The organism is Okeania sp. SIO2B9 (assembly GCF_010672505.1).
In the GTDB taxonomy this organism is placed as follows: domain Bacteria; phylum Cyanobacteriota; class Cyanobacteriia; order Cyanobacteriales; family Microcoleaceae; genus Okeania; species Okeania hirsuta.
The window spans coordinates 1-12,461 of sequence record NZ_JAAHGK010000056.1; the positions used below are offsets into that span (position 1 = coordinate 1).

The window sequence follows — 12,461 nt, forward strand, 5'->3', positions numbered from 1 at the left end:
TGTGATAAATAAATAACTACGGAGTCCTCAGGAGTCAGTCCTCAGGAGTCAGGAGGGAAGAAAGAAGAAGGAAGAAGAAGAACTGGAGTTGAAGGAGAGAGTTTTCTGATCACTAATTATCCGGACATGATATTAGTTATTTGGTGGTGATGCATAGTAATGGTAAAGGAAGCACCGGGAGTGTGGGAGAAATTAAAAAATATATATCCTCACCATTACCATGCAGGACTACCAGCTATTTTTGCTAATCACCTACCTAGAGGAGGTAATTATAGCGGTTTTCATTAATATAGAATACAGCTGTCAGGTCTGTAACTTATTAAAATTAAAACATACTTATATTTTGTCTGTAGTCTACCTTTGTGAAAACCGCTATAATATTGCTTGATTATTCTGCTTCATCATCATCATAAACCAAAGGTCTAGTTAAACACAATGGACGTAATTTTTACTTGAAAGTAGATATTTCCTAAGTTTTTACACAAACGATACCATATGATATCAATTTGTCTATACTAGCTTATAGCCCTGTGCGCAGGCAACAGCTCATCTGGCAACAGCTCATCTGGGGGAATAAATTGCCGTTTGCGCAGCATTCCGAAGGAATAATATAAGATTTTTAGCTATTTGGCCACTCCTGCAATTTGTAAATATACCAGCGCTCATTGCTATATATCATGTTCCCCCTCCGGGGGAGCTACGAATTGCGGATAATCAGTTATAAAAAAACTTCTGGCCTTGAAGCTTTCTTTCCCTTCTGCCTTCCCCTCCTGGGAGGGGGAGGGGCGAGGGGTGGGTTGCCTTCTGCCTTCCTTCCTCCAAAGTGTAAGTATTCAACCAAACATGATATTACCCTCTGAGCAAGAAATCATCTTTACTAATAGATGCAATATTAGTTAGATTAGCAAATTCACCCCCACTGCCAAATTCTGCTTCTGTACCGTTAGCATTGTAGAACAATTTGCCGTTGTTGCTGTTATAAACAATGAATGCTTCTGAAATTTCTGCATCAGCATCACTGGTAACTATATCAAATTCAGCATTCACACTAAAACCTGTTCCTGAGTCACTGGTAATAGCTGTAAATGTACTTTTGTCTAGGAGAATAATATCTTGTCCTGGAACAAAGTCAGTAATGTCATCTATTCCAATATCGTCTGAGTCAAATTCATCATTTGTATTGAAAATAAAATGGTCAATACTTGCTCCACCAATGAGAGTGTCATTACCCGCACCACCATTAAAGCGATCGCGTCCTTGACCACCAACGAGAGAGTCGTCACCATTACCACCAAAGAGGTGATCGCTACCGAGACGACCTTGTAGGGTATCGTTGCCCTCTTTTCCATAGAGGAAGTCATTACCTCGACTACCAATAATTTGGTCATCACCACCACGACCATTTATGGTGTCATTACCTGCTAGACCTGTAATAGTATCGTTTTCATTTGTACCATTGAGAATATCACTTTTAGGAGTACCAGTAATTTGTGGTGAGTTTTGCAATTCTACTGCACCAATATCAACCCCCTCGCCTACAAAACGTGGTTCACCTCGTTGATCGGTGGTAAGTGAGTTGGGATTACTACCTGCATCAATGGCAGGACTATTGGGTAAAGGTAAGGTTAAGGTTTGGCCACCGTTGTCAACTAGGTTTCCAAGTAGAGGGTCAGTGACACCTGTTTGGTCATTGTCACCGTTGAAGATATTGATAGCATTACCTATACCAATAAGATTATTGCCACCACTGATAATAGTATTATTAGTTCCTATAGAATCAAAATCAGTGCTGAAATTACCAGAGACAATGGTAGAAGTTACAATAGTAGTGGGGTTAAATCCTAATTCATCAAGAGCTTTAGTGAGAATGCCACTTCCTTGATTTTGTTGACCCCCATTAGCAGTAATTGTACTATTACTGATGCTAGTCGTGCCAGCATTGTAGATACCACCACCATAGTTAGATATGCCTTCGGTAAAAGTGCTGTTGATAACATTAGTTGTACCTGTGTTATAGATACCACCACCACTATTAGCTGAATTGGTACTAAAAGTGCTATTACTGACATTTGTTGTGCCTGAGTTTCTGATGCCACCACCTGCTAAAAATGTAACATTGCCACTAAGAGTGCTGTTGTTGATAGTAGCTGTACCTAAGTTATTGATTCCACCACCGTTATAAGCAGAATTTTCACTAATATTACTGTTGGTAAGACTAGCTGTACCTAAGTTGTCGATACCACCTCCATCATTTAGATATGCTGAGTTGCCACTAATATTGCTATTGCTAATATTTGCTGTACCTGAGTTTCGGAACCCACCACCACTATTTGCTGAGTTGCCACTAATAGTGCTATTAGTTATATTTGCTGTACCTAAGTTGTCGATACCACCACCATTACCATCCACAGAATTATCACTAATCGTACTATTAGTGATAGTAACTGTGGATGCTAGGTTAAAGATACCACCACCATTAGTTCCCGAATTACCAGTGATCGTACTGTTACTGATATTGAGTGTAGCAAAAGAGTTATCAATACCACCACCATTACCATCCACAGAATTACCAGTGATCGTACTGTTGCTGATATTGAGCGTACCAAAAAAATTGTTGATACCACCACCAAGTATATCTGCTGAATTACCACTAATAGTGCTATTGCTAATATTAACTGTACCGGAGTAGTTATTGAGAGCACCTCCTCCTGGAGAATCATTGGCAAAACCACCAGTAATTTCTACATTTTCCAACTGTAGGGCAGCATCTGACAAAACATGAAACACCCGATCGCCTAATCCTTCTATACCCCCCGCATCAATAACAGCTTTTTCATCTCCCTGTGAAATAACTGTTATTTCTCCACCACCAGCAACAATATCTAAATCTCCTGTGGCAGCAGCATCTTCGTCACTTCCTGAGATAGTTAGATTATATCTTTCTCCCGCAGTCAGTTGAATTGTGTCATCTTCCGGGGTACTATTAGCTTCAATAATTGCTTCCCGCAGAGAAGTCACACCATCACTATCATCTACTACATCATCAGTAGTATCTACCACAATATTTGCCAACACCCCTGCATAACTCGCCCTCACTTCTGGGGTAAATGCCAATGCTGACTTGAGTTGACCAAATATTAGTTCTAAATTCCAGTTACCACCTCTGTTAACATTTCCAGTCAGTGTTTCGGAAGCAGCAATATTTGCTCCTGTGAGTTGATGTAGTTGTCTGATAAATTCTTTACCTTCTTTACCACTTGCCACCTGACAACCATAAATCAATATTTCTCCATCACCAGACAAACACTTACCCCACTGCTGGATACTCTCAGCATATTGATGAATATTGTCTAAATTCAGGAGACTATTTCCCAAGTACAAACTACCTTTTGCACCATGAGAAATAATATGAATTGTCTCTACCTGATGGTATTTACCTAAGTTTTCGGCTATTTGGTTTATACCATTTCCATTGGGTTGTAGGATAAATACTCTTGTATCAAGGTCAATCTCTGAAATTAAATGACGGTAATTTTCTACCTTAGAGTCGATGAATAAAAGTTTAGTTAAATTCATAATTGTGGAGGATTTTAAAGGAGTATTAATTAATTCAATCAATAACAGATTGTCCATTGCCATCTACTTTTTCTTTATTAAAAGTTTAGATTTTTCTAGCTCAAAAATTCTCTATTTTATTAACCTGATGTTAACTATAAGCACATTTGCTCAACACCAAAAAATTAATTATTCAAATGCGCCATATTTGGTGTAAAAGTGAAAACAGAAACAGTCAAACGATGAATTATGAAAATATTAATGGCCATGATGCAATGAGAGTTGATATCAACTTAAGCATTAATTGACAAAAAAATCAGAGATTATAGCAGAAGGAAGAAGGAAGAAGGCGATTAGTTATTTAGGAAAGAGGGAAGAATCTTGCGTTGTCTGAGTTTTAAATTTTTGATATGTCCGCGGCCTTTCCTTCGACTGCTATATCAGACTTAGGCAGGAATTCCTCTAATGTAGAAAGTTGTTAAATTACGATAAACTATGAACATACAGACAGTTGCAACACAACCTTTTAGTGACCAAAAACCAGGCACTTCAGGACTCCGCAAAAAAGTGCCAACCTTTAAACAACCCCGCTATCTAGAAAACTTTATTCAGTCTATCTTTGATAGTCTAGAAAACATTCAAGGTCAAACATTTGTGCTTGGTGGTGATGGTCGCTATTACAACCGTCAGGCGATCCAAATAATTTTGAAAATGGCTGCTGCTAATGGGGTGGGTCGAATGTTAGTGGGTCAGGGTGGTATTCTTTCTACTCCTGCTGCTTCCTGTATTATTCGTAAAAATCAAGCCTTTGGTGGTATAATCCTTTCTGCTAGTCATAACCCAGGTGGACCTGAAGAGGACTTTGGTGTTAAGTACAATATTAGTAATGGTGGTCCTGCACCGGAAAAAGTGACAAGTGCCATTTATGAACGCAGTAAAGTTATAGATAGCTACAAAATAATGGAAGCTGCGGATATTAATTTAGACCAATTGAGCAGTCATCAGTTAGGGGAAATGACTGTAGAAGTTATTGACTCTGTGGCAGACTATGCTGAGTTGATGGAATCATTGTTTGATTTTGGCAAAATATCAGAACTACTCAAGTCTGGTAAGTTTCGGATGTGTATGGACTCATTACACGCTGTGACTGGAGGTTATGCTAAAGATATTTTTGAGCAACGGTTAGGTGCTCCCGCAGGTACGGTGCAAAATGGTATACCTCTAGAAGATTTTGGTGGAGGACATCCAGACCCGAATTTGGTATATGCTCACGACTTGGTAGAGGTCATGTTCGGAGATAATGCTCCTGACTTTGGTGCTGCTTCTGATGGGGATGGCGATCGCAATATGATTTTAGGTAAAAATTTCTTTGTGACTCCTAGCGATAGTTTGGCAGTATTGGCGGCTAATGCTAAATTGGTTCCTGGATATAGTTCTGGTTTGGCTGGTATTGCCCGTTCAATGCCAACTTCAGCAGCACCAGATCGAGTTGCAGAGAAAATGGGTATTAACTGTTATGAAACTCCAACTGGTTGGAAGTTTTTTGGTAATTTGTTAGATGCGGACAAAGCTACTCTTTGTGGTGAGGAGAGTTTTGGTACAGGGTCTAATCATGTGCGGGAAAAAGACGGACTTTGGGCAGTTTTGTTCTGGTTGAATATTTTAGCAGCACGGCAAGAGTCTGTAGAAGATATTGTGAAGGAACACTGGAAAATTTACGGTCGCAATTATTATTCTCGCCATGACTATGAAGGGGTAGAAACAGATAAAGCTAATACTTTGATGGGAAATTTGCGTTCCCTATTATCTTCTCTTCCAGGAAAGAAATATGGTCAATATGAGGTGAAATATGCTGATGATTTTAGCTATACTGACCCAGTAGATGGTAGTGTAAGTGCAAAGCAGGGTATTCGTATTGGTTTCACTGATGGTTCTCGCATTGTGTTCCGACTTTCAGGTACAGGTACTCAAGGTGCAACTCTGCGGTTATATGTGGAAAGTTATGAACCAGATGCTAGCAAACATGATGAAGATACTCAAGCAGCATTATCTGCTTTGATTGGTATAGCAGACGAAATTGCTCAAATTAAAAATCTTACAGGTAGGGAAAAACCCACTGTAATTACCTAATTTTTTAGGTAGGAGGCAAGAGGTTGATTTAATTAGGATTTACGCACCTGCAACGTATTTTTGTCCGAAGCGACCGACAGGGTTTGCGCAGCAGTCCGGAACGAAAAGCAATCTCTAGTCCTAGTTTTTCGTACCTCATGCGTAAGTCCTGTTTTTGTTAGTTTTCAAGATAATTTACATACGGAGATACATAGTTATGTTAGAACCAGCAAAAACTGTAGAGTTATTTCACAAACATCTAGATCAAAAAACTTTTGCACCAGGAGATGTAATTTTTGAAGATGGGCAAAAAGCTGATGTAATGTATGGAATTATTGAAGGAGTAGTCGAATTATTTGTTAATGGTCAAGTTGTGGAAACGATTAAAAAAGGTGATGTTTTTGGTGAAGGAGCGCTAGTTCACGAAGAACATATTCGAGCTTCTACTGCTATTGCTAAAACAGAATGTAAATTAGCTTATCTTGACCAAGAACGCTTTTTATTTGTAGTTCAAGAAACACCTTTATTTGCCCTGTCTGTAATTCGGAGTTATTCCGATCGTCTTCGTCGCTTTAAGCATTCTATCTAGTTATTAATATCATGTTCGGTTGAATAGACATCTCCAGAAAAGAGGGAACAGGGAACAGGGAACAGGGAACAGGGAACCCACCCCTCGCCCCTCCCCCTCCCAGGAGGGGAATAATTGATAATTTATCATTTTTTTTGTGGGTTTAATACCCCACCGTCAACGGGGGTGTTCACGCATTACTTGGGGGAGCGTAGACGCGGAGCGGCAGGTCGTTGACTATCCCCATGTAATTTTCCTCCTGTCTCCTGTCTCCTGTCTCCTGTCTCCTTCTTCAAGGATAAGAATTGATTTTATTTTTGATTTTTACCAGATATCTAATACTTATAAATAACTGTTGTGAGGAGTCAGGAGTCAGGAGTCAACCCACCCCTCGCCCCTCCCCCTCCCAGGAGGGGAAGAAAAGAGGAATACACAGGAAATATTGGAGATGGGGTATTGATAATTTCAGTATTTCTTTGGTACTGTCGGTACTATCAGTCCTTAAGTTTTATTATAACTGATTATCCGCAATTCGTAGCTCCCCCGGAGGGGGAACATAACATCAGCTATTTATTATCAACTTGATAAGTGTAAAAAAAAATTGGTGACGAGCTTTTTCAGTTTAACTATATGCTCTTAATACCATTTTCAAAAAATACTGTTACAGTGCTTTATTCTGTTGTTAGAGGTCTTGAGATTGGGTGCATCTCATATTTGCAAAAATACTTTTTTCCTATATATTCCCTGTTGCCTGTTGCCAGATGAGCTGTTGCCTAAAAATGATAAATTGTTGGCTTTATTCAAAATTGAGATGCACACTTAAGATTAATACTGTAGCGACCTTTTTTGAATTTGGTATAACAATAATATATTTGACAAATTGATAGTGTATGTTAAGGCACAGAAATCCAGAAGTTAATTTGGTAAGTTATCCATAAAGTCAAACACAAAACTAACGTGCCGATAATTTCATCCATTCCATAATGAATTAAAAATTTGTTCTGATATAATACTGAGGTTGTAATTAACTAAAAATACTCCTAATGAGCAAGAAAAAACCACAATAAATTGGTGATTACTCAGTCTCCAAATTTGTAACTAAACTGCATGAATACTTGAGGAAGTTCTCAAGCTTATTATGAAGTAATGTAGGGATAAATTATTAGGTAAACTAGGAACTTCAGATAATACTGAAGAAGAAAGAGAAGTAACTCAATAAATGAAAATAGTTACTAAAAAAATGTCTTTTTTTTGGTGCTCTAAATGACGTTTTTTCAGCTGCAGATAGATTAGTTAATGCTCAAAGTATGGTATCAGAAATGGAATTGGATGAAGATTTGTATGGAAATACAGTAGAAAATTAGTGCAAACAGCTTTGTCCTAATATCTCAAAGTATATTGAATGCTAGGAAATTATCGACTAAACCATAAGTAAGTAACTTATTCTCAAAGGGAGAAATAAATGGCTAAGAATTTACTCGAACAACTACGAGAAGTAACCATCGTTGTTGCGGATACAGGCGATATTCAAGCAATCGAAAAATTTCAACCACGGGATGCTACTACTAATCCCTCATTAATTACTGCTGCAGCTCAGATGCCACAGTATCAGGAAATTGTGGATGAAACTTTGAAAAAGGCAAGGGAAGAGTTGGGGACAGATGCTACTCCTTCTGATGTGGCAAATTTAGCATTTAAGAGACTGGCAGTTGCTTTTGGACTTAAGATTTTACAGATTATTCCAGGGCGAGTATCTACAGAAGTTGACGCACGACTATCCTACGATACAGAATCAACTATAGCTCAAGGACGAGATTTAATCGCTCAATATGAAGCAGCAGGAGTTTCTCGCGATCGCATATTGATTAAAATCGCTTCTACCTGGGAAGGTATCAAAGCAGCAGAAGTATTAGAAAAAGAGGGTATTCACTGCAACTTAACCCTACTCTTTGGTCTGCACCAGGCGATCGCTTGTGCTGAAGCTGGCGCAACTCTGATTTCTCCCTTTGTAGGTAGAATTTTAGACTGGTACAAAAAAGAAACTGGGCGAGACTCTTATCCTCCTGCGGAAGACCCCGGTGTATTATCTGTGACTCAAGTCTACAACTACTACAAGAAATTTGGTTACAAGACTGAAGTCATGGGAGCTAGTTTCCGCAACATTGGTGAAATCACAGAATTAGCAGGTTGCGACTTGTTGACTATTTCACCTGGTTTGTTGGGTGAGCTAGAATCAACTACAGGGGAACTACCAACGAAACTTTCTGTTGAGAAAGCAGCTGAGTCTGATGCCGAAAAAATTGCCTTAGACAAAGAAACCTTTGACAAGATGCACGCTGAAAATCGGATGGCATCTCAAAAATTGGATGAAGGCATTAAAGGTTTCTCCAAAGCATTAGAATCATTGGAAAATCTGTTAGCAGAACGCTTGACTCGTCTAGAGGGAGTCACTCATGCAGCAGAAGATATTTTCCATATCTATGACTTAGATGGTGATGGTTTCATCACTCGTGAAGAATGGGCAGGAACTGATGCTGTATTTGATGCTCTAGATATCAATCAGGATGGTAAAATTTCTCCAGAGGAAATGGCATCTGGTTTAGGAGCTGTATTCCAATTGGCGAAGGTTTAGTCCTCAGATAGCAGTTAGCAATTAGCCAATTTAATTGTTGGCCAGTGGGAGTATCCTGCTCCCATTTCTTGATTTAATTGGGAGCAAGGCGGTAACATTATTAGGACAGGACTTACGCATAACCACCACATCTAGTAGGGGTGATTTCCTACGGAATGCTTCGCAAACGCTAATCACCCCTACAGATAGCGTATAATTCTACATTTTGCGTAAGTCCTGTAGGACTTATATCAAGTTCTGATAATTATAGGACTTACGCAGTACAACCTATTTTCGTCATTGCGACTGACAGGGAAGCAATCTCTAATGCCATTTTTTCCTACCTCATGCGTAAGTCCTGAATTAGTTATAATCAAGTTTTTCTTTGTAGTTGGGCTTGAGCAAGTCAAATACTTATATTAATTAGGGCTAAAGCCCAACTACGAGCCTAATTATAACTGGTATTTGCAAACCGAATTACTTTATTTGACGCTTCTTTCGGAAAGAAAATACTCCAAAAGCAGTAGCAAATAATCCTAATGTTGCAGTAGGTTCTGGTGTAGAAGCACTGGCAGTAAGCTGGACATTATCAACTAAAAGTCCAGAATCACCGAAAGCATTATCTGCATCTGCAACTCCAAACCCGAGAGTATAAGTTCCAGTCTCAGAAATCTCATAAGAAAAACTTTGATATCCTGTTTCGTCAAAGAAGAAAGTTTCAGAAGTAACAACATCAGAGGAAGTATCAGCTAATATCTTTAAGAAAGAATTATCTAATTCATCACCTGAAAGAGAGACAAAAGAAAAGTCATTAAAAATATCTTCAGGCTCACAGACACCATTTTGTACATCCAATAGAGTACATTCATCTGTCAAAAAGTTGAAATCAAATGTTAGAACATCTCCAGCATTTGCCAAAAAAGTTTGCTTGATAGCAGAACCTTCAAAAGGTATGCTACCTGATAAATCTTCCAGACTGCCAACAGACAACCCTAAGAATTCTTCAATCTCATCATTACCTACAGCAACTATATCGTTCAAAATGAACGCATTAGACTCTCCATCTGAGGGTGGTATACCAAAATCACTATCCACAATAGTAGCAGCACCAAGTATACTCCAGTCATTTAAACCATTTTCAAAACCACCATTCTTAATTCCAAATACAGGAGGTTGAGGTTCAATAGGAGGGGGTGGTAGAGGTATAAAATCACCAACAAATTGACCACCATTCTCTTCTATAAATAGGCGGTGTTCTGTAATTCCAGTAAACCAAGATATATCACCAAATTGGCTGGTTTCAGTAGAACCACCAGAAAGAACACCAGCAATTAATAACTCATCATCTACTTCTACTAGAAGCGGACTACCACTATCAGCAGGAGCAGTAGTTCCCTCATTTGTTAGAGGTGAAGAACTACTATCGACACTGATTGAAGAAGGAGACAGGAGACAGGAGACAGGAGACAGGAGGAAAATTACATGGGGATTCTAACCCCAAGTAATTTTGAACACCGTGTAGACGGTGGGGTATTAAACCCACAAAGAAAATGATAAGGTGTTATTATCATCAGTTCCATCATCAAAGTCAAGGTTGATAATGTTAGATGTAAAGACGGCATCAAAAAATGGATCAAAAATACTACCAACTAGATCGATCACATTTTCAGCACCCCAACGCAGTCCATCTGCAGTAAATTCATGGCCAACACTACCTAAACCATTGAAACCAAAACCAGCTATAGTTGCCTCACTTCCAATCAGGTTCTCAGGGTTGAAACCAAATAATTTTAAAGGAGTAATTGATGTTGGAGCAGCTTCGGCAAGTTCAAGTATGGCAAGATCTGTACCATCTAAAAATGCATTGAAATTTTCATCTCCATCCAAGAATAAAATTTCACTGACTGAAATATCTGTCAAGAAAGAGTTGTTTTCATCGTAAAATCCAACACTCACATCTTCAGGAAAAGCCTCTCCAAATATAGGATCAAAACAATGTTGGGCAGTAAGTACATAATTATCTGCAATTAGTGAACCACTACAACCACTTACAAATTCACCTGTTTCAGAATTTCTGAATAAAATGTCAGTTACAGCCGTCAAAGGAGCACCTAGTTCTATAGCAGTACTAGCTCCTGCTGTATCATTTATTACTATGCCTTTTACGGGTGATTGAAAACTTTGACTTGCTATTAGACCAAGTACACAACGCAGAGCTATTTGGCTAATCTGAATATTTTTGCAAGATTTGAGTATGGAAGGGTTAAATATTTTTTGTTGTTTGAAATTGTTAGAAAAGTATATGCTCATTGCCTGGTCCCTTTAATTTCTTTGAGTTTTATTTCAACGGGAATGACACGCAGATATGTCTGACCCTAGTAATTTATTCTGATAAAGAAAGATAGCAATTTTCTTACACTATGACAATACTACTTAAGTAAGATAAATTATATTAGTGTAAATTCTGTAAATATACTAAGGACAGGAGCTTCAGCAAATATAGAGGAGAAAAATATTAAAAATTCTTCATCAAAACTTCATCAAAACTTCATCAAAACTTCATCAAAACTTTATAAATTTAACTTGCAGGGTGTAGTTTTTGAGGTTAGGTTTGATTCTGATTGAACTAGGTTTTAGCTGTTATATCAAATCCGCTTAATTCGGTATAAAAAAATGTTCCATCTTCAGTTATTGCTAAATCTTTTTATATCTCCCTATCTCCCCATCTCCCCATCTCCCCATCTCCCCACACTCTTATTATCTAATTACACCAATACTACCGGATTTGATATAATTAGGGTTTGCTGAAAAAGTCTTTGGTCTAAAGTCTTGAATTGTTAATAGAGATAGCAGCTTGAGCAGACAGTATATTTAAAAGTTAGACTCGTTTTGAGGTAAATGCACCTGTGGTTAAATTATTTTCTAAATAAATAATTCCTCTTAATTTACCTTGATTAATTAAGGGAGTACAGAGAATAGATTTACTTTGTGTGGCGATGATATAAGGGTCATCAATAAATTGTCCTTCCTGGAGTGCATCATTAAGAACAATATTTTCTTGAGTGCGAATTACATAGTTAATAATAGTGATCGGTAAAATGGGAATAGATGTTTCTGGGTCTACAAATTCTATCGGAATAGATTGTGATATTGTTACTTCGTCGCTATCTATTTTTCCTTGAGCTTCCATCACCCAACGACCTTTATGCTTGAGAATTAAACAGCCTTTTTGCGCCCCTGCATTTTCGATAGTAATTTTCATTAAATTGTGCAGAAGATTTTCCAACTTAATTTCACCAGAAATTGATTGAGATGCTTTAATCACAGTTGTTAAATCTAAAAGTTCTGCTTTACTGCTGGAAGTAGAAAAGGTAGTAGTAGTTGTTTCTTGAGATTCTACTTTTTTCTGTAGCATTTCTGAGAGTAACTGAGAGGATATCTGTAAAAAAAAGATTAAAATCAAATAACAAGGGGGTAAAACCAAGAAAATATAATATCATGTTCGGATGATAACTTATAATAAAGCCAAAATCATTACAGTAGAGGTATTCAAAGTTGATGGCCGAAAGGATTGCGATCGCCAACTACCTAAGTGCTCAAGAGTTACTGGTTCATGAT

10 protein-coding genes are annotated in these 12,461 nt (G+C 38.1%); 5 read left to right on the forward strand and 5 right to left on the reverse strand.

Annotated features, from left to right (window positions below; all coding sequences use genetic code 11):
• The first annotated feature begins 159 nt into the window (after nt 1-159).
• Complete coding sequence (locus F6K13_RS03865; protein WP_287286853.1) at nt 160-288, forward strand: hypothetical protein; 129 nt, start codon at nt 160-162, stop codon at nt 286-288.
• Between the two features lie 430 nt (nt 289-718).
• Here the strand turns inward: F6K13_RS03865 and F6K13_RS03870 are convergent, their stop codons facing one another.
• Entirely contained in the window at nt 719-841 is a 123-nt protein-coding gene (locus tag F6K13_RS03870) for a hypothetical protein (RefSeq protein ID WP_287286855.1), read from the reverse strand.
• Between the two features lie 8 nt (nt 842-849).
• Nucleotides 850-3,639, reverse strand: a complete 2,790-nt coding sequence (locus tag F6K13_RS03875) for a DUF4347 domain-containing protein (RefSeq protein WP_287286856.1) — start codon at nt 3,637-3,639, stop codon at nt 850-852.
• A gap of 411 nt (nt 3,640-4,050) precedes the next feature.
• Here F6K13_RS03875 and F6K13_RS03880 point away from each other — a divergent pair, with 411 nt between their 5' ends.
• The 4 genes from F6K13_RS03880 to F6K13_RS03895 all read left to right on the forward strand — a co-directional run bounded on the left by F6K13_RS03880 (nt 4,051) and on the right by F6K13_RS03895 (nt 8,864).
• Nucleotides 4,051-5,685, forward strand: coding sequence for an alpha-D-glucose phosphate-specific phosphoglucomutase (locus F6K13_RS03880; RefSeq protein WP_124143107.1), 1,635 nt, complete (start codon nt 4,051-4,053; stop codon nt 5,683-5,685).
• A gap of 196 nt (nt 5,686-5,881) precedes the next feature.
• Nucleotides 5,882-6,253, forward strand: a complete 372-nt coding sequence (locus tag F6K13_RS03885) for a cyclic nucleotide-binding domain-containing protein (protein WP_124143108.1) — start codon at nt 5,882-5,884, stop codon at nt 6,251-6,253.
• Nucleotides 6,254-6,549: 296 nt separating this feature from the next.
• The gene (locus F6K13_RS03890; RefSeq protein ID WP_287286857.1) at nt 6,550-6,753 is read left to right on the forward strand and encodes a hypothetical protein; all 204 of its coding nucleotides are present in this window, start codon (nt 6,550-6,552) and stop codon (nt 6,751-6,753) included.
• A gap of 941 nt (nt 6,754-7,694) precedes the next feature.
• Nucleotides 7,695-8,864, forward strand: a complete 1,170-nt coding sequence (locus tag F6K13_RS03895) for a transaldolase (protein WP_124143109.1) — start codon at nt 7,695-7,697, stop codon at nt 8,862-8,864.
• A 456-nt stretch (nt 8,865-9,320) separates the two neighbouring features.
• On the opposite strand, the gene F6K13_RS03900 is transcribed toward F6K13_RS03895, so the two are convergent.
• The 3 genes from F6K13_RS03900 to F6K13_RS03910 all read right to left on the reverse strand — a co-directional run bounded on the left by F6K13_RS03900 (nt 9,321) and on the right by F6K13_RS03910 (nt 12,258).
• Nucleotides 9,321-9,938 (reverse strand): PEP-CTERM sorting domain-containing protein, encoded by a 618-nt coding sequence (locus F6K13_RS03900; RefSeq protein ID WP_161564911.1) that lies wholly within the window; start codon nt 9,936-9,938, stop codon nt 9,321-9,323.
• Nucleotides 9,939-10,376: 438 nt separating this feature from the next.
• Entirely contained in the window at nt 10,377-11,153 is a 777-nt protein-coding gene (locus F6K13_RS03905; protein ID WP_287286859.1) for a trypsin-like serine protease, read from the reverse strand.
• 568 nt (nt 11,154-11,721) lie between these two features.
• A complete protein-coding gene (locus F6K13_RS03910) occupies nt 11,722-12,258 on the reverse strand; it encodes a GAF domain-containing protein (protein ID WP_205127431.1) in 537 nt (178 codons plus the stop codon).
• Nucleotides 12,259-12,461: the final 203 nt, after the last annotated feature.